The organism is Phaeobacter cretensis, assembly GCF_047372505.1.
GTDB classification, from domain to species: domain Bacteria; phylum Pseudomonadota; class Alphaproteobacteria; order Rhodobacterales; family Rhodobacteraceae; genus Phaeobacter; species Phaeobacter cretensis.
Genome location: NZ_JBKBEU010000001.1, coordinates 257,305 through 282,796, shown reverse-complemented (window position 1 = coordinate 282,796; position 25,492 = coordinate 257,305). Strand labels below are relative to the sequence as shown.

The following is a 25,492-nucleotide window of genomic DNA, read 5'->3' as shown; positions in this document are numbered from 1 at the left end:
GCGGACTCGATTGGTCCTGCGGTTGGCCCAAGCGAATACCTGCAGGCAGTGTGGTGTTTGGGCCTTCGAAGCACATTAGAGCAACGGCAACTAGCGCTTAGCCTCGACGATAGTGGAGCTGTCGCGCTTTTGTGCCGCTCCAAGTGCTTGTTTGGCCCGTTTCCGTTCGAAGGCGACAGGGCTTTCCAAGCCAGTGCTGAAAGCCTTCGACGCGGATTGTAGAAGCCATTGATGTATTTGAAGAAGGTCTCGACGGCAGCATTGTCATAACAATTACCTTTCCCAGACATCCACTGCCCGGCGGTGCATGTTTACATGCATGAGAGCGGACAGCTTGAAGCCGCCCAGGCTCAGGCGCGATTGTTCTATAATGTACGCCAGTGTCACCAGGTCAGACCGCTGTCTTGCGACCGGCGGGACAATTGCGGAAAGCGCGCAAAGAACACCGTGGCCTTTTTAATATTTCCCTTTCCTCCTTGAGAATGTGCCCTCTCACACATGCAAGCATGTGCTGTCAGGCAATGGTGTCTCACGCCGAATCCCGCCATTCTCGTGGGCGAGGCTTAAATCCTCTTTCGACACCACATCTGTTTCCCGATGCGCCGTGATCCACTTGCTCAGCGTCGACATTCCAACACCCAGATCCTCAGCCACATGCTTGCGCGTCAGCCCACTGGTCAGCGCGATCCGCACTGCATCTTGGTGGAATTCGCCCGTCCGTTTCAGTCCCAAGGTCAGTCTTCTTTGCTACAGTAAATGCTATCAAAGGAGCGGCACCAAACCGCGACAGGTCCATTTGCCAAGAGCTGAACACGCCGCTCAAGTAGGGAGGGCGAAGAGCTGACTTTCGTGCGAACGCATTGACGCCAACAAAGAACTGAATAAGTAGACATTCGCTCTTTCAGCCTGCGGCGCTCGGTGACGCGTCGATCAAATCGAGGGTATCGACGAGATTGTGCTGGGATACGCTTTCAAAAACGATTGAGGTTTCGATACGGCTGATATCTGCGCGAGAGGAAAACCGTTCTACAACCAACCGGTGCAAATGCGACGTATCCTTGGTTAACACTTCCACCACCGCGTCAAAACGGCCGCTGATCATCCACCCTGCGCGCACTTCGGGGATTTTCAGGATCTCCCTGAGAATTCGATCCAAGTCGGTCTTTTTGTGTTCCGACATCTGGATGAACAAGAGCGCTTTCAAAGACAGACCCAGCCGTTCCAGTCGAATGTCGGTAAAGGTTCCCGCGATCAAACCACTTTGTTGAAGCCGCTTGAGACGCTCGTGCACGCTTGATGCCGCCAAACCGACCTCATGCGAGAGCTCTTTATTTGTCATTCGAGCATCTTTCGACAAAAGCGACAGAATGCGCCGATCTGTTCGGTCAATGTCCATTTACACACCTCTATGGCGAAATCACTTCGATGGATTCCGGCTTTCTCGAATGTTATTCACATGCGAAAGCATAAGTTGCGAAAATAGTTCGGGCAACAGATCAAAATGACGTCGTTTATCCGGATCAAGAGGTGGCCATGGAAGTCTCAGCATTTTTCGTCTTTGCGCTCATCGCTTCGGTGACGCCGGGCCCATCCAATGTCCTGCTGACGACTGTCGGCGCCGGAGTTGGTGTCCTGCGTGGGATGCCCGCGTTGATTGGAACCGCTTTGGGAACGGTGCTAATTCTATTCATTGTAGGATTTAACCTTGGCGTCACAATCCTTGAAAGCCAAGCCATGCTGACAGTGCTGCATGTTGCAGGCATGGGCGCCGTCCTCTGGCTGGCTTGGTCTATCGCTACAGCCGCGGTTTTCGATGAAATTGAACAACGAGGCGGCACGCTGAAATTCGGCTTTGTGTCTGCAATGTTGCTCCAATGGGTCAACCCTAAGGCCTGGATCGTATCTGTATCCATTGTTGGGACCTCTATGGCAGTCGAAGGTTCGGCGATCGAACAGTCCGCAATACTAAGCCTGATCTTCATTCTCGCCGCCGCTATCGGTTGCTTTCTCAGGCTGGCAAGTGGCGTGGCGATGCGGAAGCTTCTGCAACACCCGACCAACGCCCAACTGTTCAACATGACGCTTGGCCTTGGCCTCGCCGCGTCAATGATCACACTGATTTAAGAAGGAACCCCTCGACATGTTCGACACGAAAATCGCTATAATCGTCCGCGATGACCTCGCCACCTGGCAGAAGCTCAATGTGACCGCCTTTCTGATGAGTGGCCTGACCGGCGCCAACCCTGATCTGATCGGCATTCCTTATGAAGACCGCGATGGTAATGCCCATCTGCCGATGTCAGTGCAGCCGGTCATTGTGCTGACGGGCGCAGCCAATGTGCTGACCAACATCCGCAACCGCGCTCGGACTCGCAGCGTCGAAACCGTTGCCTATATCGAAGAGATGTTTGCCACTGGACATGATGACGCGAACCGCGCCGTCTTTGGCGAACATGGTCCCGACGAGCCCAACACGGTGGGGATCGCCCTTCGCGCAGACAAGAAGATCGTCGACAAGATCACCAAGGGAGCAAAGATGCATGGTTGAACACGGCAGTGAGCGTAGGCGCGCCCCTTTGGCGATGCCCCGCTGATCGGTGCAAAACTTGGCCAGATAAGGTTCACCCGACCAACCCTGCCGGAAACAGACCTTTTGCGTGGGCATCACTTTTGAAACCATTGAAGAGGGGCACGGGCAGCACAGCTAAAATACACTTAAGGTCGAAACATTCGACACAGTGTCTGGTGATGTTCTGATCCGCCAGCAACGGCAGCACGGCGTAGGCCTTTGGTACGCATCAAACGCATTCCCCAAGACTTAATTTGCGATTTCGCCATACTTCGCATGAGCAGCGCATTGCCCGCCGCATAAAGTGCAACACGGACGTCACTGTCCTCTGCCTTTGATCGTCGTGCTCTCCTGACTGGTATCGCCGGGGACTAAGCCCAAAATGGGCGCCCACCGTACGGGATCTTTTGAACCGTGTGGGATCATCGACGGCTGCCGTCAACGTCAGTGCTGAAATGGAGCCAACTCCGGGAACCGTCATCAGCCTCAGGCAAACCTCATCCTGACTGGCAGCCTGCTTTATGCGCCGGATCTGCTCCAAATATTGCTGATACAGCGCCACCCTGGCATCATTCTTATCGGTCTTGTTTCTCATCGCTGACAGGGCTGCGTTCACCTGCCGCGCCTCCATGCAAACCACATCAAAACCTGCAGCCCAAAGTAGAGATGCGGGCTCATCGTACCAGCTTACAAACCGATGTGTTCTATCGGGACCTCAAAATCAGAGAGGCACGCAGCAATGTCATCGACCTGGCAAGCCAGCTCGCGCTCGAGAACGACCTTGCCTTCGTATCAACACCGCAAAGCGCGCACGACCGAAGTGACACATCACGTCAAACAAAGTACTCCGTCATCTTTCTCCCTTGTTCACAGCTATCCTGTGATCATACCGGGAGGTCGACCTCGAAACAGCGGTAGCCCAATGGGGAAGTTCGCGCCGACCGCGATAGTCCCTATGCTGCAGGTACAGGCCTCTCGTGGTTTCTCGGCGGCTGTGCGGGACGAAACTGCCTTTTGCCGGTGCGGCTAGTGCTGGTTCAGAAAGCCTTCGCTTGTGCAATATCGTTGACTCGCTTGGCCAGCAGATTTCTCTGTAGCAGTCATTCGTGAGGACCTATCCAACGTTATACAGTCGTCTCTTTCACACTTTGTGAGATGTGATTCAAATGGAGCAGCGCGTGCCGTGTTGCGAAAAGTGGGATCTCTTGTCGCGGCGACCCGCAATCCGCCACAGCACGCAAAATGCTGGCTTTGTAGGAGGATCGAGCATAGCGCAGAGATTTTGGCTGCCTCGGAACTGCCGCTAATTGACGATACAACTACCATCTATTTTGTTCGCAACTGCCTTTCTAGCCGATCACAAGAAATTGGAATGCCAAAGCAAGCATTATTGCGGATGATTTCGCAGCCACGCCAGAGTCTGCTCTGTCGGTCCTTTAGGTTTATACTCCGCACCCAGCGGTGCGCGATAGCCCAGCCTGGCAATGATTTCGAATAAATAGGAATAGTTGGTCTCACCCCAATCCGGTGCACCGCGGTCAGGAACGGATGCAAATTGAATATGTCCAATAATCGGCAGCAACGCAGTAAGCCGATGGGTCAGATCGCCTTCCATCAGTTGCACATGGTAGCAGTCGAACATGAGCGCGATATTGGGCTTTGCGACCTCGGCGATGATGTCCTTTGCCTGATCCGTTGTCTGAAGGAAATAGCCCGCAGCGTCGTAGCGATTGAGTGGTTCAATCAGGATTTTAATCCCATGCGGCGCTGCTGCGTCGCAGGCAAAGCGCAAATTGGCGACAAAGGTAGCGTGGGCTGCCGCGCCTTGCGCAAAACCGGCCATGACGTGGATCGCGTGTGCATTGATGGCAACGGCATAATGCAGTGCCTCGTCGATTGCGGCGCGCGCATCTGTGATGCGATCTGGCAGCGCGGAGAGGCCGTTTTCGCCGTTGTCCACATTACCACGTCGGGTGTTTAAGCCCAGCATAACCAGTCCACTGGCATCCAGCGCGGCTTTTACATCTTCCGCAAGCGTCTCATAAGGCCAGTGGCATTCAACCGCGTCAAATCCGGCGGCTTTGGCAGCATGGATCGCGTCAGTCAGCGGCAAGTCAGCCCAAAGAAACCCAAGATTGGCCGAGAATTTGGTCATTCCTCCCACTCCACATTGAAATGCGTCACCAGATCAGTGATCTGCGCAGGCGTCAGTTGGCGAGCGCGCAAACCCTGCGTCATCATCGCAAGGCGCGCGGTGTCCTCCAGCTCTTCGATGGCATTACAAGCCGCTTCCACGTCCTTGCCAGCCACTACTGGCCCATGGTTGGCCAGCATCACGGCACTGCGCTTGCCTGCAAGGCCACGCACAGCATCCCCTATGGCCGGATCACCGGGGCGAAAGAAGGGCAGCAGCGGAACTTTGCCAAGTTTCATAATGGCGTAAGGAGTGAGCGGGGGCAGAAAGCTCTCCGCATCCACATCGGGCATCAAAGACAGGGCCACGGCATGACATGAATGCAGATGCACCACAGCGCCCGCCGTGCTGCGCGTGTCATAAAAGGCCGCGTGCAGTGGCATTTCCTTGGTCGGTGGATCGCCGTCGATCAAGATACCCGCGCTGTCAAATCTTGAAAGCCGGGCAGGATCAAGACGGCCAAAGCTTGTGCCCGTGGGCGACACAAGCAATCCGCCGTCTTCTGTGCGGGCAGAGATATTACCGGTGGATCCGCCGGTAAGGCCTCGATCAAACATTGACTTCGCTAGGATGCAGATCAACTCACGCAGCGCCGTCTCTGTCATGCTTTTGCTCCAAGTATTTCTGCGGCTTTCGCAAAATAGTCCGGCGCACCGAAGTTGCCGGATTTGAGCGCGATGACCAGCCTGTCACTCGCCCGCAATGCAGGAACGCCCGGATCAATTTCCGGGCCAATTTCAAGGGCGGTCAGATGCAATGCTTCGACGATTGCGCCGGATGTTTCGCCCCCCGCAGTCAATATCTTTCGGATGCCCCCAGCGACCAGCCGGCGCGATACCTCTGCAAAAAAGTTCTCCAAGGCTTCTGCGCTCTTCTCGCGTCCGAACTGGCTCTGGATATCCGCCACAACTGCTGGGTCAGCAGAACTGTACGCCAGCGGGATACCGTTGGCGTCCATCAGCCAATCAGCCACCGATTGTGGGTGCAATGCGCCATTGATCACATCGTCGGCAACGATTTCGTAAGACGGGTTTGTTTTGCGGTGCAGGGCGACCTGAGCCCGCGTCGCGTTTGAACAAGATCCGGACAGAACGACACATTTACCGCGTTCGCCGCGCCAGCCTGCGCCAGTATTGGCAATCTGGCCACGTTTGGCAAAATTGCGCGGCAGCCCCAGTGCCACACCGGACCCGCCGGTAATCAAGGGAAGCCCATCGGCGGCGGCCCCAATCTGTAGTAGGTCTTCGTCCTGCAAAGCATCGACGACGATCAGGCGCCTGCCAGCATCATGCTCTTTGGTCAAAGCGTCCCTGATCGCTTCGGTGCCCGCCAGAACGGTCCTTGCATCAACATGGCCAACGCCGTGCCGCGTTTGTGGTGCCAGCCAGCGGCGGATGTCGGGGTCTGTCATCGGAGTTAGAGGATGGTTCTCCAAGCCACTTTCGTTCAACAGCGTGTCATGCACAAAGAGGTGCCCCTGATAGATTGAACGCCCGGTGCCGGGAAAGGCAGGGCAGACGATCACTTTATGCGCATCTAAAGCGTCGGCAATCGCGTCGGCGACGGGGCCGATGTTGCCCTGGGGCGTGGAATCAAAGGTTGAACAATATTTGAAAAAGAATTGCTCGCACCCTTGCTCTCGCAGCCATGCCAGCGCGTCCAAGGATTGGCGCACGGCCTCTTGCGGATTGATCGACCTTGATTTGAGGGCGATGATACCTGCTTCAACGTCTGGCTGGGCCGGTTCGGATGGCACGCCTGTATATTGCACACACCGCATGCCTTGTTTTGACAAGGTGTTGGCCAGATCAGACGATCCGGTGAAATCATCCCCGATACAACCCAACAACATCAGATATCTCCTGGCAGTGTAAGGCCGGCATTGCGTGCATAAACCTTGGCAACGGCCGCATCGTCTTCGGACCCCAGACCCGAGCCTGACGTCGCGAGGAATTGTTGCAATGCGGCAGCGGTCAAGGGAGCCCCGAATTTGGCGTCTTTGGCGACATCAAGGACAATTCCGAGATCTTTGGGCCATATGTCGACAGTGGAGTGCGGCGTGTAATCACCGGCCACAATATGCGGTGCACGGTTCTCCAGCATCCATGATGTACCGGCACATTTGCTGATCACCTCAAGAAATTGCGCAGGTGTGATCCCTTGGGTTATTCCGAATGTCATTGCTTCGGCCATTGCCGCAATGTGGATACCTGCCAGAAGTTGATTGACTGCCTTCATCGCCGACCCCGCACCGGCGCTATCGCCAAGTTCAAACACAGTTGCGGCTGTCGCGTCCAAGACAGGGTGCGCGGCGGCAAAGGCATCTTTGGTGCCAGAGGCCATGATGCTCAAGGCACCCTGGCTTGCCTTGGCGGACCCACCCGAGATCGGCGCGTCAAGATAATGAACACCTTTTGCATCGCATTTTTCAGACATCTGCCGCGCAAAATCTGGTGCAACGGTAGCGCATGCCATGACGATAGCGCCGGGGGACAACATGCCCACCACGCCGTCCGGGCCAAACAAAACGCTTTCAGTCTGTGCCGCATTCATGACAACCACGACCACGGCGTCCAATGTGCCCGCGACTTTAGCCAAAGTACCTGCGGTCCCGCCCTCGCTTTGGAAACGCTGCGCGGTCTTTGCATTGATATCATAGCCAAACGTTGTGTGACCTGCTCGAAGCAAGGATTGCGCCATGCCGTAACCCATTGAACCCAAGCCAATCACAGCGATACTTTTCTTCATTTGGCTTGCTCCTATTGGGTTTGCGTAAACGATGTGCGGGCCTGTGCTGCATCAGTGCGGCTTGAACGCACCCACCAGACCGAGTCAGACGATGTGATAAACATGTCCGTACCAGATGCTCCGCCAAAGCAGATATTGGAAGTTTGCGCCGGGAGTTTGATCTTGCCCAAACATTGCCCAGCAGTATCAAGACAATGAATACCGTCCAGCGCACTGGTCCAGATCAGCCCTTCATGATCGACCCGAAAGCCATCGGGAACCCCGGGCATGATTTCTACGAATACACGCCCGCCGGATAACGACGTACCGTTCACGTCAAAGACGCGGATATGGTGCGGTAAGGTATAGTCGATCTCCGGAAAGCTGGCCCCCCGGATTGCTCCGGAATCGGCGATGTAAAGCTGGCTTTCATCTGGCGAAAACGCCAATCCATTCGGTTTGTCGAAATCGGTAGCGACAGCCGTGATGGCCCCGTCAGGCGTCACACAAAAAACATAGCAACTGCCAATCTCGCTTTCGGCAGGGTATCCCTCAATGTCGGAATTGATGCCATATGGCGGATCCGTGAACCACACAGTGCCATCGGATTTGACGACAACATCGTTTGGCGAATTGAGCTTCTTGCCCTGATAGCTGTCTGCGATGAGCTCAACTGATTTTACATCTTCTGGATCGCGCCTGCGGATCACACGTCGTCCACCATGTTCGCACGAGACCATGTGACCCCCAATATCCAACGTGTTGCCATTTGCAAATTCACTATTGGGTAGCGCAACCTGTGCCTGTTGACCCGCGCGCCATTTCATCATGCGCTTGGCCGGGATGTCGTTGAAATAAAGCGTGTCGTTTAACCAGACGGGGCCCTCAGTCCAAGTGCATCCGCGCGCTATCCGTTCAGGTGGACGGTTGATATCGACCATATCGGCGAAAGACGCGTCGAAGCTTTCAAAGAAAACATCCATTTCAACCAACCTTTTTTCGCAGAGTCTGAAGTAGCAGCATTGCCAGTATAATCACGCCGAAGATGATATTGCGCCAAGCGTCAGAGATTTGCATGACAGACAGAATGGACGTCAAAAGCGTGATGAACAGCACTCCGCCAATCGTACCGACGAGGCTGCCACGCCCGCCCAAGATAGACGTGCCACCGATCACCACTGCTGCGATAGTGGGCAGCAAAAACGGATCACCCATGGATTGATAGGCCTGATTTGCATAGCCCGCGAGCAATACACCGCCAAAGGCCGAACATATTCCGGCAATCGCGAAGGCCGCAAAAATAACCGAAGGCGTGGAGACGCCCGACAGGAACGTCGCCTTTTCGTTGTATCCGATAGAGGACAGATACCGACCAAACCCAGAGCGCTTCAAGAGCAGCGCCATACTCCCAGCCGTCGCCATCCATACAATAAACGCAGCCGGAATACCCACAACCTTGCCTGTCGCAAGCCAGATCATGGTTTCGCTGGCTTCGCCCTTGGGGTTGAAGCCGCCAGTATTCAGGACCGCAACTCCCAACAGCATCGAATTGACTGCCAGTGTCCAGACCATTGACGGTATCCGCAAGATCGCAACGCCTGCGCCGTTGATAATGCCGACGAGTGCGCCAAAAAGCAGTGCCACAGGAACCGCGACTGCCGTCAGAACCGGATCGCCGGTGCCTGCCAGAGATGTCGAAACGATCGCTGCCCCACCAAGTATCCACGGCACTGACAGGTCGATGTGACCAAGCAGTATGACCAGCGTGGCCCCAAGTGCCAAAAGCCCCAGGAATGCCGAGATTTGAAGTTGCTGGGTGAGATACTCAAACCCCAGGATTTGCGGGTAAACGATGCTTCCGCCGAGGATCAGCAGGAGCGTCCCAACATAGGGCATCAAACTGTCCATTCTTGGCAAGCGTTGTGCAAACGTACTCATCGTCCGAATACCTCCAGCCGATTTTTGACGCGCAGCACATCAGCGCTGCCAATTGCAATTGCCGTGGCAAGGATCAACCCTTCTACAAAGGGTTGCGCAAGCGGCGGGAGCCCGGAGAAGAACATCAAAGCTCCGATCGTTTTGAGTATGAATGCACCCGCAATCGCTCCGGTTAACGTGCCAACGCCTCCGCGCAGCGCAACACCACCCAGCACGACTGCTGCGATTGAATTGAGTGTGAAATTGGGCCCGATCCCTGCATCGCCCGTCGTCGTTACGAAGCTGAAGTAAAGCCCTGCCAACCCTGCAAATAGGCCACCCAACGTAAATGACGCGAGACGTATTTTGGTCACCGGCATACCAGATTGGAATGCAGCTTGTTCCGATGATCCAACAGCGTATAGCCCAAGCCCTAAACCAGTACGTCGCAGTGGCACCCAGATCAGTGCGATGATTGCGGCGGTAATAATCATGGCGGTTGGAATACCGAACAGATCAAGCGTCATTGCATCGGCGAGATCATAGTCGATTTGCCCCCCCGGTGTAGGGCGCAAGAGCAAGGCCACGCCAACGAAGAGTGATGCAGTTGCCAGAGTGACGACGATTGGCTGAATGCGTCCATAAACCACAAGAAGCCCGTTAAGCAGCCCACATCCGGCACCTACAAAAAGGACGGCTATAATACCGAAAGCCATATCTAGGCTGGACCCGACCACAACATATGACGCCACACAGTTGGTCAGCGCCATGACAGCCCCGACCGACAGATCAATACCGCGCACGATCACGGCAAAGAACTGCGCTATTGCCGCCAAAGCAAGGATCAGAGATTGGTTGGCCCAGATCGTCGTCACATAGGTCGTTGGACCCGCCGGATGGGTCGCAAGGTAGATTGTCACCAGCACGGCCAAAACCAGAATAGCGAAGGCCTCGCGTGGGTTGGCACGCAAAAGATCACGCATGATGTGTGTCCTCCACACCATGTATATTCAACGATGCGGCAATGATGTTTTCGGCGGTGATGTCGTCACCGGACAGGTGCTGAACGATACGGCCATCGTAGAAAATATGCGTCTCATCGCATAGGTGGATCAGCTCTTCGTAGTCGGTCGATAGCAACAGGATCGCGACACCGCTGTCAGCCAGCTTGCGCAGCAGGGCGTAAATTTGCGTCTTGGTTTTGACGTCGATGCCGCGTGTCGGATCGGCCAGCAACATGCAGCGCGGTCCCAGTGCGAGCCATTTCGTCAGGGCCACTTTTTGCTGGTTGCCGCCTGACAATTCAGAAACCGTTTGGTCCAGGCTGTTACATTTCAGTTCCAGCGCTTCAAGAAACGGCTGATAAATGTTGAGGTCGCCCGCATCGATACCATCAACACCAAGGGCCGCAAGTTCCAGATTGCGCGCGATGCTTTGATCCATGATCAAGCCTTCAGTCTTGCGATCCTCAGGAACCAGCGCAATGCTTAGTTGTGGCGATTTGGCTATCTTAGGATGGGTGATCGAGATTGGCTCACCACCCATCAGGCAGTTGCCGCTCGTTCCTTTAAGCAGGCCAAACAGACCGTGCAACACATCGCCCTGGCCTTGACCGTCCAGCCCGCCCAGACCTGTGATTTGACCTTTGCGCAGCGTGATGGAGACGTAACGCATACGGTCTCCCCACCCAAAATTGTTGATCTTTATGACCTCTTCAGCATTCGCGTTGGCATCAGGTTTTAGTGGGAATAAATCGTCGATCCGCTGGCCAACCATCTTGCTGATAATGGCACCATAGTCATAGGCACCGTAGTCAAAAGTTTCGACGTGCACGCCATTGCGAAAAATCGAAATCCGGTCGGCTAGGGCTTCGATCTCGTGAAATCTGTGGGAAATGAACAAGACGCCAACGCCGCGGTCGCGCTCTGCTCTGATCAGATGGAATACTTTTTCAACCACGGAGGCGTTCAGTGCAGATGTCGCTTCGTCCAAGATCAGCAGCCTCGGATTGCGTGACAAAGCCTTGGCGATTTCGACTTGCTGCCTCTCGGCTAATGTCAAGTCAGCAATGCGCGCCTTCATGCGGATCGCACCGCCGTCGATCTTTGACAATATGTCTTGCGCGCGCGCTACTACTGTTGAATCTAGCCGCCCGAGCCCAGTTCCGGGCACGCCAAGCATCAGGTTTTCGCGCACACTTAAGTCTGGCACGAGCGATAGCTCCTGAAACATACAAATAAGCCCGCGTGACATTGCATCAGCAGGCGAAACAAGCTGCGCAGCGCTTCCGTCGATTTGAATTTCACCGATCGTTGGTTGAATTACGCCCGATACAAGCTTCATCAGCGTCGATTTACCAGCACCATTTTCGCCGAGAATCGCGTGTATTTCTCCGCCGAAACACGCAAAATCCACGTCTGACAGCGCTTTCGTCGCCCCATATATTTTGGAAACACCTGAGAGGCGCACGATGGCAGCGTCTGACCGTGGCATAGAGAATCTCCACCTGACTAATGAGGGCCGCAATTCCCGGCGGCATTATGAAATGCCGCCGGGTGAGTGTGTACTTATGTGAGCTATAGGGTGATTGAGGGCTGCATTAGGTGTCGTCGGCGCTTTGACCCAACAGCTCTTCCGGAGTGAAAGGTGCAAAACAGTCGGGAAAACCTGTTCCGGTGTTGAACGATTTTGGCAGATCAGGGAAATAGTTCACGCTTGGCTGAAGGTCGTCCGCCATAACTTGTGGGATTGGCAAAAAGACGGTCTGTGGCAGTTCGTTCCCTTGCAACAACGCAACTGCTGCTTCTAGTGCAATCGACGACATGGCAGGCGCCTGTGCCGCTGAGATGCCTGGGATGTCGAGTTCATCCATCAGGATGCGCACGCCATTTTCACCATCGACGCCCATAGGTACAATCGGATGACCTGCCGCTTGCATCGCATTGATCGTTCCTGCGGACCCGTGTTGCGACACGACGGCGTCGAACTGACCGTGTGTTGCCAATGCATCGGCAACAACTTTCTGGCTGGTGCCCGTGTCCCAGTTGCCGACAACTTCGATGATCTCAAGGCCTTCAACGTTTGCGAGCACACTCATCATACCAAGGCGACGGTCACGATCTGTGGCGTTGCCGGGAAGTCCGTTGACCATGAGAATTTTGCTGGCGGTGCCACCAAGTTCATCCATGACGGTCTGCGCCTTGAGGCGTCCTAGCTCAAGTTGGCTTTCGTTGATTTGCACGACCCTGTCGGTATCAAGCACATTATCGAATGGGATCAGCACTGTTCCTGCGCGCTCCGCACGGCGGATAACAGGCTCAAATGCGCTTGGGTTCACCGCAATAAAGGTGATCGCGTCATAACCAGCGGCGATAAAGTTATCGATTGCGGCGATCTGTGCAGCGCTGTCATTGCCCACCGAGACAACGGTGAATTCTTCGATGTTTACAGCGTTTTCGGGGCGCGCAGCCCAAGCCTTGGAGGCTTGGATTGCCGCAATGCGCCAATCGTTGCCCGCAAAGCCATTCACAAATGCCATTTTGTAGGGGCCATCTTTGGCAACACCCTGAACGAAACTTGTCCCCGGTGCCGGTGCAAAACACTCTGCGCGGTAAGTTTCTGCCATCGCAGCCGTAGACATCATCGCAGCAAATGCCGTCCCCAAAAGCAACTTTTTCATTTGAAATCCTCCCAGATCATTATTTCCCCCATATGTTTACGTAAACATATTAGACCTTGGGTACATGTTTACGTAAACATCTGTCAAGAGACTCTCTTCTGTCGTTAGAGACAATTATTGCGAGGCAGGCTTTCGATGAATAATAAAGTTACGCGTCCTACCATGGGCGACGTCGCGGACAAGGCTGGCGTCAGCCAGATGACCGTTTCAAGGGTCATGAACGGGAAGGGGTATATTTCCAAGGAAGTCCACGACCGCGTTAAATCGGCAGCTGAAGAAATCGGCTATGTCCAGAACCGCCTGGCGCGTGGTCTGCGCTCTGAAAAAACGCCACTAATAGCGGTCGTTTTACCGACCTTGGGTAACTCCGTGTTTAATGACGTCCTAAGCGGGATTACTGATGCGCTTACCCACGAAGGGTGCCGCCCGGTTTTCGGGGTTACTGAATATTTGCAGGCCAAAGAGGACGCATTGGTGCGTGATCTACTGTCCTGGCGGCCTTCGGGGATAATCCTGGCCGGCTTGGAGCATTCTGACGGTACGCGCAAAGCGATTGCTGCGGCTGATGTCCGAGTTGCCGAGATCATGGATATTGACGGAGCGCCGATTTCGGTCGCGATAGGCCTATCGCAAACAGCAGCAGGCGAAGCGACGGCCAAACATATGCTGGATAAAGGACACCGGCGTTTCGTTTATGCCGGAAGCCACAGCGGGTGCGATCTGCGGGCCGGCAAGCGCCTTGAAGGATTCCGCAGGACGTTGCGCGAGGCTGGTGCTACGCTCTTGTCCGAGGACATCAGCGACAAACCTTCGTCCATGATGGAAGGGCGCCGGATGACGTCTGATATCCTGTCACGACCGGATCGACCGGACGCGATCTATTATTCAAATGATGACCTGGCAACCGGCGGCATCATGCACTGCCTTTCAGAGGACATTCGGATGCCCGATGATATTGCTTTGGCGGGCTTTAATGGTTTGCCTTACCTAGATGCCCTTCCGGTGCGTTTGACGACCATCGAAACGCCACGTTACGAGATGGGCAGGCAGGCCGGAAAGTTTATTTCGCGACCAAGCGAAGAGAATTCCGAAAGCTGTGCGCGTGCGATCGATCTTGGCTTTAAGTTGTCCGAAGGACAGACATGCTAGCTTAGGCTTTCCTCTAGCATTCTCTACGACCGCTTTTCCAGTCGTTTGGCTTTGTCTGATAGAGCTTGGCTGCAGCAGAAGGCGAACTGTGCGCGCGCGCCGAGAATCCGCATTTCGCTACTTGATTTGTAATGGCGGCACTTCGAATAGATCAAAAATCCAAGCACCGAGACTTAGCTTGATGCCGGATGGCATTTCTAGCTGGATTGAGGCACTCGTAACTGTGGATACCAAGGGTTTGATTTCATATCGCAGCTATGTCGTAGCGACTTTCAGTTCTGACTAATCTTTGTAGGTCATTCCGTAGGCAACTTTGTCACGCACGCCGGATACGTCTTTGAAGAAGCCCTTTTTGCAGCCCTGCGTGAGCATAGCCGTTCCTATCAAGCACGCGCATTGCGCCCTGATTGCTGGCATAGCTTTCAGTGGTGAGTTTGTGAGCACCAAGTTCATCGAACGCCAATGCTGTCATAAACTTGCAGGCCCGCGTTGCGATGCCGTTACGCCAAGCGTGCGGCATCAGCATAAAGCCGATCTTATAATTGCCCGAGTTCATCGGGCTGACCTAGTTTTAGCTGTGCTTTGGCCAGCGTTTTCTTTCGTTGTCAAACGTAAAGGGGTTATGCTATTTTTGCGCCGGGCATAGCCATTTTTAGGGTCAATGTGCCCGATTGCTCATGCAGGTATTCGTCAACGAACTCAAAGCCATAGCGTTCGTAGAACGGTCGTCCGATCTTGTTGTCCTTGAAGACATCAACACACAGTGGACCTTTGAGGCCAACCACATGATCGACCAGTTCGCGACCACGGCCGCGGCCATGATGGTCCGGATCAAGAAATAAGCCACCGATTTCATTGCCGATCATGGCGATGAACCCGATAGGGGCACTCTTGTCTTGGATGACCCATGTTTCTGCGTTGGGCAAATACATGTTGCGCAGCGCATCCCTGACGAAGGTCACGAAATCCGTGGCGAGAAACGGATGCGCAAGCGCGTTCGCCTTCTCCCAGATGGCGATCAACGCGTCCGTGTCATTTGATGCGTATTCTCTAATCATTGTCTTACTTTCGGTTGTTTCTGGACTGCCCGGATCATCTTATGAAGGGCTTTGTGATCTGATTTTCGCTCTGCCAACGAGGCTGAGTTGAACCGCTCATCGGCGACCAGTTTGTTCCACCGGGCCAGCCGATCTGGTGTGATGTCGCCCCGTTTTACAGCGTTTTGAATCGCGCAGCCGGGTTCGGTTTCATGGGTGCAATCGCTGAATCTGCATCGATTTGCCAAAGCTGCGATATCGTCAGACACCTTGGCAATTCCGTCTTGCGCATCTGACAGCTGAAGCTCGCGCGTGCCCGGAGTGTCCAGCACCGCACAGCCATTTTGCAAGAAGTGAAGCTGCCGTCGCGTGGTGGTATGCCTTCCCTTCGCGCCGTCTTCGCGAATGACTGTTGTCTCCACGGATTGTTCATCCGATAGGGCATTGGCCAGCGTTGACTTTCCAACCCCAGATGATTCCAGAAAGGCAATTGTCTGCCTTGATTTGCACCAATCACGCAGCTTGGTTTGTGGCTCGTCGCCAAGCGCGTTCAGGGCCAGAGCCAACACCTGCTGTGAAATGTTAGAAGCTTCCTGAACGAAAGAGCCGACATCTTTGCACAGGTCAGGTTTGGTCGACCGCATCACTGGCGTGACCTCCGCCTCAAACGCCAATGCCACATAGCGTTCAAGCCGTGCCACGTTGAAATCCTGATTGCAGGACGTCACGACAAATGCCGTATCCACATTGGCGGCAATCAATTGCAACCTGCGATCCGTTTCGCGGCACGGTTTTTGAACAGGCTTTTGCGATTAAGTACGATGCTTTCTGGCGGGTACTGCTGGTTCCGCAACAGCCAGTCAGCCACGGCGGCTTCTGGCTCCGGTGGAATGAGTTGATCAATGCCGTCACCAAGGGTTTGTAATCCGATGCGATGGACCTCGACCATGCGTACAGGCGGCGTTTCTGCCAGACCATCAATACTGGTTTGTCGTGTGAAAAACGGCTGCCAACCAAGTGTCACCAATCTGGACGGTTTGTGCACTGCCGGTTTTGCCGCGCCGGGTTGGAGCATGAACTTCGAATAATCTCGTGTCATGGCCGCCCCGCTTGAACGGCGCTGCGGCACCATTCTTTGACTGTCTTTAGAAGGGTTAGCTTCACCTCAGCGAGGGGGTAGTTTTCATACACAGACAAATAGTGCAGGGCTATTCCATCCAACACCGCCAGAAACAGCCGCGCTTGGTTTTCTGGGTCCGCAGAACCCCATTGGGTGAACCAGCCAGTCGTCTTGGACAGCAAGAGTTTCGCGCGCACTTGTTGAGACTGATACACAATGCTCTTTAGTTCGGGCATCAACATAAGGGTCAGTTGGAGCTTTAGAAAACGTCTCTCATTCTCAAGGTACTGGAAATAGACGTCTAAGAACCCGGACATTGACGCTTCTAGTGTTTCTTGGGGTTCCCATGTTGCCGCAACAACATTCATCTTCTCCGTTGTGTCCTCAATAAGGGCGATGAGCAAATCTTCTTTGCTGGAGAAATAGTTGTACACAAGACCTTTAGAGACGCCCGCCTTTACAGTGATTTGCTCCACAGTTGTTGCAAAATACCCCTGCGTTTCAAACAGCTCCATCGCAGCATTGAAAATCTTTTTCTTGCCCGTTTGAGGTCTCATCGGACTCTACCTTCGCGTTGCGACAATGCCGTCGTGAGTTTCTCTTCAAAGAACAGAGGCTTGTGACTGATGCATTTGACCCCTTCACCGGTCCAACACCTGTCGATCTATAACTGACTAATAAGTCAGTGACTGTAAAGTCATTTATAGGGCTAGTGCAATGTTGCGATACCCGAATACCAGCTAAAGCAGCCATTTATATATAATGCAGCATTAGTCCAAACGGGCTCAAAGCGATCGTCACTGCATCGTCCGCTAAGGAATTCCTCACCATCCTGGGTCAGTTTATGACGTGAAGGCGAAGTCATATGGCGTTCAACAATTACCCAGTTTTAGAGATCCGGATTTTCTTTAGCCTTCGTACAATCGCCGGCACTCAGGTTTGCGATACAGCCAGGTCGAGTGACAACGCGGCCTCTCGTATCGCAACGGTCAGCCTGTCACGACCTTCATCAAAGGGCTGATCGGCTGGGAACATCAGACTGATCCCTCGGTTCGCATCGTCCATATCGAGAGGTTTGACCACGATTTCATCGCGGTGGACAGCTTGCCGCCGTACAAAGAGATCGGGGAGCACCGCGACACCGGCACCGGTCGCGGCCATCAAGACAATGGAATCAAGGCTCGTCCCCTCGTAATCATCCGAAACGAGGCCGCCGCTAAGACCAGCGATACCATAGACGATACGTGCCAGCCGGTGGCCTGTATCGAGTGTTAGCAGGCGCTGCCCAGCCAGATCGCCTCCGCTGACTTTGGTAAGCGACGCGATAGGGTGGTCGGTTGAAACTGCGACCCAGAGCGGCTCTGTGAACAGGGGGCGCTGCCAGGTGTTGGGGTGGTCTTCAGGGGTGGAGATGATTGCATCGAACCGACCGTTTCGGATGCCCTCATCAAGGCTTAGAGTGTTTTCCTCACGGACTACAACGCGCAGATCAGGCTGATCGTCGTGCAGGGATCGCATCACCTGGGGCAGGAGATAGGGCCCGATTGATGGCAGCACGCCAAGCCTGAGTCGCCCTCCGAATGGCAAGGCCGAGGTCATGACACGGCGGAGGGTCTCGACCTCTGCCAATATGCGGCGCGCCCGTTGCACGAATTCAAGCCCTTTTGCAGTGGCTTGGGTGCCACCACGCCCGCGCGTGAAGAGCCGGACGCCCAGATCAGCCTCAACAGTGGCGACCTGATTGGACAGACTCGGTTGGCTCACGTTCAGAGTCTCTGCAGCCAGCCCGAACCCGCCGAGCTGATGCACCATTACGATGTATTCCAATTGGCGAAGTGTGGGTCTCATGAATAGCTTCAGGCTATGTTAAATGGTGATATAAAGTATTTAAGCTATCAAAATCGACATGGCAAGAAGCGCAAAACGGAATGGAGCTTCGCGAATGTCTGCCGTCTTCGACACTTTGTCTGTCAACCTCATGGTACCCACTATCCTGTTCTTTATCCTTGGACTTGTGGCCGCAGCCGTAAAGAGTGATCTGTCGATCCCGGAGGGAGCTGCCAAGTTCATGTCGCTCTACCTTCTGCTCGCCATTGGATTCAAAGGGGGGAACAGTCTGGCCGAGCATGGTTTGCGCGGTGATTTGCTGGTGGCGATCATGGCAGGCTTGCTCCTGTCTTTTGTGATCCCCTTTGCGGCCTTCTGGTTGCTTCGTGTTATGACGCGGCTGGATGCAATGAACGCAGCGGCTGTGGCGGGACATTACGGGTCGATCTCAATCGTGACCTTTGTGGCGGCGTCAAGTCTGCTCGAGCTGTCTGGAATTGCGTTTGACGGCTACATGGTTGCGGTTGCCGCCGCGATGGAGGTTCCTGCGATCCTGTCAGCCTTGTGGATCGCGCATCGGTTCTCCGGAGATCAGGCGGTTGGTGGCGTACCTGCACGTGAGTTGTTTGCAAACGGGTCGGTTGTGCTGCTCTGTGGCGCCTTCGTAATCGGGGCCGTAACGCAGGACAAAGGAATGGAGATGGTCGCGCCCTTTGTTGTGACTCCGTTCACGGGTATTTTATGCCTCTTTCTGCTCGATATGGGTATTTCTGCCGGCCGGAGCTTGCTGAACAACCGTCATTTACTGAACCCGGGGCTCTTTTCCTTTGGCCTGCTGATGCCTATCACCGGTGCATTATTGGGTTGGGTGGTTGGGTCAGTGATCGGGTTGCAGACGGGAAGCTTGTTCCTGCTTATCGTCTTGTCCGCCTCAGCCTCCTATATTGCGGTTCCGGCGGCGATGCGTATCGCGCTACCAAAGGCGGAGTCTGGTATCTATCTAACTCTATCACTGGGTGTGACGTTTCCGTTTAACATCACTGTGGGGCTGCCGCTTTATCTCTGGATGGCAGGTATGGGGTCCTGATTTCAGTGGGAATGATGCAGCGGCTGTCTTTCGATCATTCGGGTATTCCTTACCGAATTCAGATTGGGCGGTTTGGGATCATGACTGCACGCTTTCGCCAATTGACGGCAGCTGCATCTGAGCACAATGTCATCACATGGGACATTCTCTTGATATTCAGCGCCTTCCGCGCGCTTTTGATCCGGATTTGGGGCAAGATGCACTGGTGCTTGTGCCTGAACTTTCCGGCGATCAGGCGGCGTTGGTGGCAGGTGCTGCAGGCTCCAGCCCGTATCTTAAGGAGCTGATCACGCGTGAGGCAGATTGGGTGGCACCTGCACTGGCAGATCCGGAGGCGGCCCTGGCGCATATTACCGCCGATGTGCGTGCGCTTGCGCCGGATCAGCTGAAACCCGGCCTACGGCGGGCCAAGCGGCAACTCGCATTGCTAAGTGGGCTATGTGATCTGGCTGGAGCTTGGGATCTGATGCAGGTGACAACGGCGCTTACAAATTTTGCCGAACTCTGTGCAGATGTGGCCATCAAGGCCGAGATCGCCGCTCTTATTAGGCGTAAGAAACTGCCGGGCCTGACCGATGCGGATATTGAAACTGCGGGCGGCCTGACGCTTCTGGCCATGGGAAAAATGGGTGCCTATGAGCTGAACTACAGCTCTGATATCGACATGATTTGTCTCTTTGATGAGACCCGTTTTGATCCCGACGACTTCTATGAGGCTAGGCAAGGCATGGTGCGGGCGACGCGCAACATGTGCACAACTCTGAGCGAACGGACCGCTGATGGTTATGTGTTCCGCACCGATTTACGGCTGCGCCCGGATCCCGCGGTAACCCCGGTCGCCATGGCGATGGAAGCGGCGGAGCGATACTATGAAAGCCTCGGCCGCACTTGGGAACGGGCAGCTTATATCAAGGCGCGCCCCTGCGCTGGCGATTTGGATGCAGGCGCCAATTTTCTCCAGACCCTGCGCCCCTTTGTCTGGCGGCGACATCTTGATTTTGCAGCCATTCAGGACGCTCATGATATGCGGCTGAGGATCCGGGAGAATAAGGGAACCGGCGGCTCACTGACTGTGCCTGGACATGATATGAAACTGGGCCGTGGAGGCATTCGGGAGATTGAGTTTTTCACGCAAACCCGGCAGTTGATCGCCGGTGGCCGCGACGAAAGCCTGCGCTCACGCGGTACGCTCGAAGGTTTGCAGGCATTGGCATCCAAGGAGTGGGTGCCGCAGGATATCTGTGATCAACTTAGCGCACACTATGTTGCGCACCGCGAGGTGGAGCACCGCATTCAGATGGTGCATGACGCCCAAACGCACCGAATGCCACAGTCCGAAGATGGCATCGCGCGGGTTGCCTGCCTGATGGACCGTGACCGTGCGGAGCTGATGGCGGAGGTCAAGGCTCGACTGGAACAGGTGCATGAGTTAACCGAAGGTTTCTTTGCTCCTGACACACCCGTTGAGGTCGTACAGGCCGCGGCCCCTGAGGTGCTTGATGATGACATTTTGGCACGCTGGCCGACCTATCCTGCGCTGCGTTCAGCGCGGGGCGCGCAGATTTTTGAACGGCTAAAACCGGAACTTCTGGCGCGTTTGGCGCGCACCGCTCAACCAGCGGAGGCGCTGGTCGCACTGGATGGATTTCTCGCGGGTCTCCCCGCAGGTGTGCAGTTGTTTTCGCTATTTGAGGCCAATCCTCAGCTGATCGATCTGTTGATCGATATCGTGGGTACCTCCGGTACGTTGGCAAGTTACCTGTCCCGCAATTCCAGTGTTTTTGATGCGGTTATCGGGGGATCGTTTTTTGCCGATTGGCCTGAGCGGAAGGCCTTGGGACAATCTTTGCGGCTGGTTCTGGCTCATGAGGATGACTATGAAACCCGTCTGGATGCAACCCGGCGCTGGTGCAAGGAGTGGCATTTCCGTATCGGTGTGCACCATCTGCGCGGCCTAATCGATGCAAGTGATGCAGGAGCGCAATACGCTGAACTGGCAGAGGTGGTGATCGCTGAACTCGCGCCAATTGTGATGGATCAGTTTGCCCTTAAACACGGACCTGTTCCGGGGCGCGGTGCGGCTGTTCTGGCGATGGGCTCGTTGGGGGCAGGGCAGATCAATGCTCTGTCGGATTTGGACGTGATTGTGATCTATGATCCGGGCGATGAGGACACATCAAACGGGCCACGCCCACTGGCAACCCGTCCTTACTATGCCCGGCTGACACAAGCGCTGATTACCGCATTGACCGCGCGTATGTCGCAAGGCCAGCTTTATGAGGTGGACATGCGGTTGCGGCCGTCCGGCACGCAGGGGCCGGTCGCTACCAGTTTTGAGAGTTTTTGCCAGTATCAGCGCAATGATGCCTGGGTCTGGGAACATCTGGCGCTGACCCGCGCGCGGGTGGTTGCAGCTATACCCACGCCGATCGCAGAGGGGCTGTCTCAGGATATCACGGCTTTTCGCGAGACATTTCTGGGAGCGCCGCGCAGCCGGGGAGCGATCCTGCCCGAGGTCGCAAAGATGCGCGCGCGTCTAGCTGCCGCCAAAGTGCCAAGCGGGCCATGGGATGCTAAAACCGGTGCAGGTCGGATGATGGATATCGAGTTGATCGCTCAGACCGGAGTGCTCCTTAGCAATGCGACCGGACATGATGTAGCCGCCGGATTGACGGGCACTGTCGCCTGCGGCTGGTTGGATGCCGCAGATGCCGCTGAACTACAGCGTTCATATGAGCTATTCTTGTCTGTACAGACTGCCGCGCGGCTGGTTTCAGGCAAGGCCATAAACGCCCAGACATTGGGTGAGGGGGGGGCGCAGTTCCTGTGTCGCAGCACCGGTTATGATGATCTGGCAGAACTGGAAGCCGCGTTGACACAGAGCTATCAGAGCTGCGCTGATATCATTGCTGCCGCATTGGCAAGAGAAGGAGCAACCGACCATGACATCTGAGGCGATAACTGACGCGCAGCTTGCCACTCTGGATCCCAAGGGTTTGATCCGGGAAAGTTATCGCATTGAGGGCATCCAACCGGGTGAATGCCGCAGCATCTTTTTGGACTGGGCGCTGAGCCTGCCGGACGGGGTGGATAGTCGACAGGCTATTGTAACATTACGGGATTATCTGGGGGCTGCCTATCCAGATCATCCGATGACGTCGGTGCTGCAAGAGGGGCAGGATGCCGCTGCCAAACCGCGCAGGCGCGGCGGCTGGCGATCGCGCACTCGGTAGCGGTTTATACGCCGCGCAGGGGCAAATCACAGCGATAGTTGCGGGGCTGTGAACACACAGCAGAGGACACCCTTTCAACATAGCCTCGTTGCGGTTAAGAGGGGCGTATGACAGCTTCTTCCTCCGCGCCCGAGCGCGCCCGTGTAAAATTGAAACCCAAAGCCAACGCCCGTGCCTTGCGCCATGGTTTTCCTTGGGTCTATGCCAATGAGCTGGTTACAGACCGGCGCACCCGAAAACTGGGACCTGGCACCCTTGCAGTGCTGGAAGACGATGGCCTGACGCCAATGGGACTGGTTGCAGTCAATCCCGAGAGCAAGATCATCGGGCGAATGCTTGATACGGACCCCGCAGCGGAGCTGAGTGTGGATTGGTTCAAGAGTCGTCTGCGTCGAGCGCTGGACTTACGTGAACTGCTTTACGACGCGCCTTTTTACCGGCTGGTACACGCCGAATCCGATGGCCTGCCGGGCGTGGTGATCGACCGGTTTGGTGACACCTGCGTGGTGCAGCCCAATGCGGCTTGGGCCGATGCCCATCTGGACCTCTTGACCGAGGCTCTGGTTGCAGTGACCGGTGTGTCCACCGTACTTAAAAACGCCTCAGGGCGCGCTCGCAGCCTTGAAGGCTTGGATGACGTTAGCGCTGCGTTGCGCGGCACTGCGCCAGAGAAAGCTGTAGACGTCACGATGAACGGGGCGACCTATATGGCTGACCTCACCGGGGGGCAGAAAACCGGGCTGTTCTACGATCAACGCGATAACCACGCTTTTGCGGCCAAACTGGTGAAACCGGGCGCGAAGGTTTTGGACGTGTTTTCCCATGTTGGTGGCTTTGGTCTGGCTATGCTGGCGGCCGGAGCGGCTGAAGCAACCTGCGTTGATGGATCTGCGCCTGCGCTTGAACTGGCACGACAGGGCGCCGCTGTCAGCGGCTTTGAAGACCGGTTCACTGCACGGCAGGGCGATGCGTTTGATGTGCTCACTCAGCTTGCTGATGATGGCGCGCAATTTGATGTGATCATCTGTGATCCGCCGGCCTTTGCCCCATCGAAACAAGCGCTTGAAGCTGGGTTGCGCGCCTATGAACGGATTGCAAAACTTGCGGCACCGCTTGTGGCGCCGGGCGGTTATCTTGGGCTGTGCTCATGTTCCCATGCGGCTGATCTCAGCCGATTCCGCAATGCATCCGCGCGTGGGATTGGACGTGGCGGACGCCGCAGCCTATTGCTGCACACAGGTTATGCCGGGCCAGATCATCCGCAGCTGCCCCAGCTGGCCGAAAGCGGCTATCTAAAGGCAGTTTTCTTCCGGCTCGATTGATACGCTGATGAAACTGCTGCTGGATGCCTGCGTTCTTTACCCGACGGTTATGCGCGAAATGCTGTTGGGGGCCGCACGGATCGGTCATTTCACGCCGCTGTGGTCGCCGCGCATCCTGGAAGAATGGGCGCGGGCCGCTCGCAAGATTGGCCCCACGGGCGAGGCGCAGGCGCGTGGCGAGATCGCGCTGATATCTGCGACCTGGCCCAAGGCCGCTGTCGCGCCGACACCCGCAGTGGAAGCGCGGTTGTGGCTACCGGATGTTGCGGATCTGCATGTGCTGGCTTCGGCCATCGTGGGGCACGCGGATGCGATTGTCACGGTCAACAACAAGGATTTCCCGCGCCACACATTGGCCGAGGAAGGGCTGGAACGGATCGGCCCTGATCAGTTGCTCTACGATCTTTGGCTCAAGGATACTGGTGGTATGTCGGAGGTAGCAGCTACAGTGCTGGCCGAGGCCAACAGGCTGTCCGGCGGCGGGTGGGAGATGCGTCCGTTGCTAAAAAAGGCGCGGCTGCCTCGTATTGCCAAGGCACTCGCATCATAGAATTCCGCTTGTGGAGGGTATCAAACCGGTAGGTTCAGATCGTGCTCAGCACCTCGGCGGCAATCTCGAATGAGCGCAGCCGCGCATCATGGTCGTGGATTTGCCCGGTGATGATAACCTCATCCGGTTGATAGTGCTCCACAATTGCCGATAGATCAGCGGCGACGGTCGGTTTGCTGCCGGTGGCCGAGATCCGCAATGCCTCGTTCACACCTGCCAAAATCGGCGGAGCCAGATGTTTGCTGATGTCATCTATGGGTGCTGGCAGCTTTCCAGGTTTGCCTTCACGCAGGCGAGCAAAGGCCTGCTGCATCGTGGTTTTCAGCCTGACACCTTCAGCATCGCTTTCTCCAGCAAAGACATTGATCGCAATCATTGCATGGGGGGCAGCAAGGTGCTCGGAGGGCTGAAAACTGCTGCGATAGGCATCGAGCGCCTGATCCAGTGCCGCCGGAGCGAAGTGCGAGGCAAATGCATAAGGTAGGCCAAGTTGTGCCGCCAGTTGCGCTCCATAGAGGCTCGATCCGAGAATCCACATCGGCACCTTCGTGCCCAGGCCGGGGAAGGCGCGCACGCGCGCATCGGGGCGCTCGGGGCCAAGGTAGTTGATCAGCTCAATCACATCATGCGGAAAGCTGTCGGGATTTCCATCGCCGCTTTGTAAGCCCCGCCGCAGGGCACGGGCTGTCAGTAAGTCGGTGCCCGGCGCTCGGCCCAGGCCAAGATCAATACGATCACCGTAAAGGCTGACCAGTGTACCAAACGCTTCGGCTACCATATAGGGCGCATGGTTGGGCAGCATTATGCCACCAGCCCCGACACGGATCGATTGGGTCTGCCCCGCGATATGCCCGATCAGAACTGCGGTCGCAGCGCTGGCAATGCCGGGCATATTGTGATGCTCGGCCAACCAAAATCGATGATAGCCCCAGCTTTCGGCGCGCTGCGCCAGATCGGTACTGTTGCGCAGGGATTGTACAATATCGAGGCCTTCAGGAACGGGGGCTAGATCAAGAACGGAATAGCGCATGAATATTCTCCGGCGGCCCATAAATGTGGATGTGCGGGGCGAAGTCTGAAG

Annotated in this window: 26 protein-coding genes and 2 pseudogenes; 8 read left to right on the top strand and 20 right to left on the bottom strand. The window is 55.5% G+C overall.

Annotation, left to right across the window (positions count from 1 at the left end; genetic code table 11):
- Positions 1-170: 170 nt before the first annotated feature.
- The 3 genes and pseudogenes from ACEWZM_RS01360 to ACEWZM_RS01350 form a co-directional block, all read right to left on the bottom strand.
- Positions 171-296, bottom strand: a pseudogene (locus ACEWZM_RS01360) (IS3 family transposase); the annotation flags it as partial.
- A gap of 223 nt (positions 297-519) precedes the next feature.
- Positions 520-732, bottom strand: a pseudogene (locus ACEWZM_RS01355) (transposase); the annotation flags it as partial.
- Positions 733-901: 169 nt separating this feature from the next.
- The gene (locus tag ACEWZM_RS01350; RefSeq protein ID WP_414004733.1) at positions 902-1,396 is read right to left on the bottom strand and encodes an Lrp/AsnC family transcriptional regulator; all 495 of its coding nucleotides are present in this window, start codon (positions 1,394-1,396) and stop codon (positions 902-904) included.
- Between the two features lie 137 nt (positions 1,397-1,533).
- Here ACEWZM_RS01350 and ACEWZM_RS01345 point away from each other — a divergent pair, with 137 nt between their 5' ends.
- Entirely contained in the window at positions 1,534-2,124 is a 591-nt protein-coding gene (locus ACEWZM_RS01345; protein WP_414004732.1) for a LysE family translocator, read from the top strand.
- Between the two features lie 16 nt (positions 2,125-2,140).
- Positions 2,141-2,548: a DUF2000 family protein gene (locus ACEWZM_RS01340; RefSeq protein WP_414004731.1), complete on the top strand. Its 408-nt coding sequence runs from the start codon at positions 2,141-2,143 to the stop codon at positions 2,546-2,548.
- Between the two features lie 250 nt (positions 2,549-2,798).
- Here the strand turns inward: ACEWZM_RS01340 and ACEWZM_RS01335 are convergent, their stop codons facing one another.
- The 10 genes from ACEWZM_RS01335 to ACEWZM_RS01290 form a co-directional block, all read right to left on the bottom strand.
- The gene (locus tag ACEWZM_RS01335) at positions 2,799-3,050 is read right to left on the bottom strand and encodes a transposase (protein ID WP_414007922.1); all 252 of its coding nucleotides are present in this window, start codon (positions 3,048-3,050) and stop codon (positions 2,799-2,801) included.
- Between the two features lie 906 nt (positions 3,051-3,956).
- A complete protein-coding gene (locus tag ACEWZM_RS01330; RefSeq protein WP_414004730.1) occupies positions 3,957-4,724 on the bottom strand; it encodes a hydroxypyruvate isomerase family protein in 768 nt (255 codons plus the stop codon).
- Positions 4,721-5,368: a 3-oxo-tetronate 4-phosphate decarboxylase gene (otnC, locus tag ACEWZM_RS01325; RefSeq protein ID WP_414004729.1), complete on the bottom strand. Its 648-nt coding sequence runs from the start codon at positions 5,366-5,368 to the stop codon at positions 4,721-4,723. Before otnC ends, ACEWZM_RS01330 begins: the two co-directional genes overlap by 4 nt.
- Positions 5,365-6,615, bottom strand: a complete 1,251-nt coding sequence (otnK, locus tag ACEWZM_RS01320) for a 3-oxo-tetronate kinase (protein ID WP_414004728.1) — start codon at positions 6,613-6,615, stop codon at positions 5,365-5,367. Before otnK ends, otnC begins: the two co-directional genes overlap by 4 nt.
- Entirely contained in the window at positions 6,615-7,511 is an 897-nt protein-coding gene (gene ltnD, locus ACEWZM_RS01315; protein WP_414004727.1) for an L-threonate dehydrogenase, read from the bottom strand. Before ltnD ends, otnK begins: the two co-directional genes overlap by 1 nt.
- An 11-nt stretch (positions 7,512-7,522) precedes the next feature.
- Complete coding sequence (locus ACEWZM_RS01310; protein ID WP_414004726.1) at positions 7,523-8,473, bottom strand: SMP-30/gluconolactonase/LRE family protein; 951 nt, start codon at positions 8,471-8,473, stop codon at positions 7,523-7,525.
- Between the two features lies 1 nt (position 8,474).
- Complete coding sequence (locus ACEWZM_RS01305; RefSeq protein WP_414004725.1) at positions 8,475-9,386, bottom strand: ABC transporter permease; 912 nt, start codon at positions 9,384-9,386, stop codon at positions 8,475-8,477.
- 38 nt (positions 9,387-9,424) lie between these two features.
- Entirely contained in the window at positions 9,425-10,390 is a 966-nt protein-coding gene (locus tag ACEWZM_RS01300) for an ABC transporter permease (protein WP_414004724.1), read from the bottom strand.
- Complete coding sequence (locus tag ACEWZM_RS01295; protein WP_414004723.1) at positions 10,383-11,900, bottom strand: sugar ABC transporter ATP-binding protein; 1,518 nt, start codon at positions 11,898-11,900, stop codon at positions 10,383-10,385. Before ACEWZM_RS01295 ends, ACEWZM_RS01300 begins: the two co-directional genes overlap by 8 nt.
- Positions 11,901-12,006: 106 nt before the next feature.
- Positions 12,007-13,086, bottom strand: coding sequence for a sugar ABC transporter substrate-binding protein (locus ACEWZM_RS01290; RefSeq protein WP_414004722.1), 1,080 nt, complete (start codon positions 13,084-13,086; stop codon positions 12,007-12,009).
- A gap of 135 nt (positions 13,087-13,221) precedes the next feature.
- On the opposite strand from ACEWZM_RS01290, the gene ACEWZM_RS01285 reads away from it, so the two are divergent.
- Complete coding sequence (locus ACEWZM_RS01285; RefSeq protein WP_414004721.1) at positions 13,222-14,235, top strand: LacI family DNA-binding transcriptional regulator; 1,014 nt, start codon at positions 13,222-13,224, stop codon at positions 14,233-14,235.
- A gap of 316 nt (positions 14,236-14,551) precedes the next feature.
- Here ACEWZM_RS01285 and ACEWZM_RS01280 read toward each other — a convergent pair whose 3' ends face one another.
- The 6 genes from ACEWZM_RS01280 to ACEWZM_RS01255 form a co-directional block, all read right to left on the bottom strand.
- Positions 14,552-14,791: a GNAT family N-acetyltransferase gene (locus tag ACEWZM_RS01280; protein WP_414004720.1), complete on the bottom strand. Its 240-nt coding sequence runs from the start codon at positions 14,789-14,791 to the stop codon at positions 14,552-14,554.
- A 64-nt stretch (positions 14,792-14,855) separates the two neighbouring features.
- Positions 14,856-15,293 (bottom strand): GNAT family N-acetyltransferase, encoded by a 438-nt coding sequence (locus tag ACEWZM_RS01275; RefSeq protein ID WP_414004719.1) that lies wholly within the window; start codon positions 15,291-15,293, stop codon positions 14,856-14,858.
- Positions 15,290-16,039 carry a ribosome small subunit-dependent GTPase A gene (gene rsgA / locus ACEWZM_RS01270; RefSeq protein ID WP_414004718.1) on the bottom strand — a complete coding sequence of 250 codons (750 nt, stop codon included), beginning with the start codon at positions 16,037-16,039 and terminating at the stop codon, positions 15,290-15,292. The genes ACEWZM_RS01275 and rsgA overlap by 4 nt, the downstream gene beginning before the upstream one ends.
- Complete coding sequence (locus ACEWZM_RS01265; protein ID WP_414004717.1) at positions 16,030-16,371, bottom strand: ribosome small subunit-dependent GTPase A; 342 nt, start codon at positions 16,369-16,371, stop codon at positions 16,030-16,032. The genes rsgA and ACEWZM_RS01265 overlap by 10 nt, the downstream gene beginning before the upstream one ends.
- Positions 16,368-16,949, bottom strand: coding sequence for a TetR/AcrR family transcriptional regulator (locus ACEWZM_RS01260; protein ID WP_414004716.1), 582 nt, complete (start codon positions 16,947-16,949; stop codon positions 16,368-16,370). The genes ACEWZM_RS01265 and ACEWZM_RS01260 overlap by 4 nt, the downstream gene beginning before the upstream one ends.
- Positions 16,950-17,325: 376 nt before the next feature.
- On the bottom strand, positions 17,326-18,240 hold the full coding sequence (locus ACEWZM_RS01255) for a LysR substrate-binding domain-containing protein (RefSeq protein WP_414004715.1): 915 nt from the start codon (positions 18,238-18,240) through the stop codon (positions 17,326-17,328).
- 94 nt (positions 18,241-18,334) lie between these two features.
- Between ACEWZM_RS01255 and ACEWZM_RS01250 the strand changes: the two genes are divergently transcribed.
- From ACEWZM_RS01250 to ACEWZM_RS01230, 5 genes are all read left to right on the top strand, one after another.
- Positions 18,335-19,306, top strand: coding sequence for a sodium-dependent bicarbonate transport family permease (locus ACEWZM_RS01250; protein WP_414004714.1), 972 nt, complete (start codon positions 18,335-18,337; stop codon positions 19,304-19,306).
- Positions 19,307-19,442: 136 nt separating this feature from the next.
- On the top strand, positions 19,443-22,259 hold the full coding sequence (locus ACEWZM_RS01245; protein ID WP_414004713.1) for a [protein-PII] uridylyltransferase family protein: 2,817 nt from the start codon (positions 19,443-19,445) through the stop codon (positions 22,257-22,259).
- A complete protein-coding gene (locus tag ACEWZM_RS01240; RefSeq protein WP_414004712.1) occupies positions 22,249-22,539 on the top strand; it encodes a hypothetical protein in 291 nt (96 codons plus the stop codon). Before ACEWZM_RS01245 ends, ACEWZM_RS01240 begins: the two co-directional genes overlap by 11 nt.
- Positions 22,540-22,646: 107 nt before the next feature.
- The gene (locus ACEWZM_RS01235) at positions 22,647-23,861 is read left to right on the top strand and encodes an RSP_2647 family RNA methyltransferase (RefSeq protein WP_414004711.1); all 1,215 of its coding nucleotides are present in this window, start codon (positions 22,647-22,649) and stop codon (positions 23,859-23,861) included.
- Between the two features lie 7 nt (positions 23,862-23,868).
- Positions 23,869-24,411, top strand: coding sequence for an RSP_2648 family PIN domain-containing protein (locus ACEWZM_RS01230; protein WP_414004710.1), 543 nt, complete (start codon positions 23,869-23,871; stop codon positions 24,409-24,411).
- A gap of 34 nt (positions 24,412-24,445) precedes the next feature.
- On the opposite strand, the gene ACEWZM_RS01225 is transcribed toward ACEWZM_RS01230, so the two are convergent.
- Complete coding sequence (locus ACEWZM_RS01225; protein WP_414004709.1) at positions 24,446-25,441, bottom strand: LLM class flavin-dependent oxidoreductase; 996 nt, start codon at positions 25,439-25,441, stop codon at positions 24,446-24,448.
- Positions 25,442-25,492 lie beyond the last annotated feature (51 nt).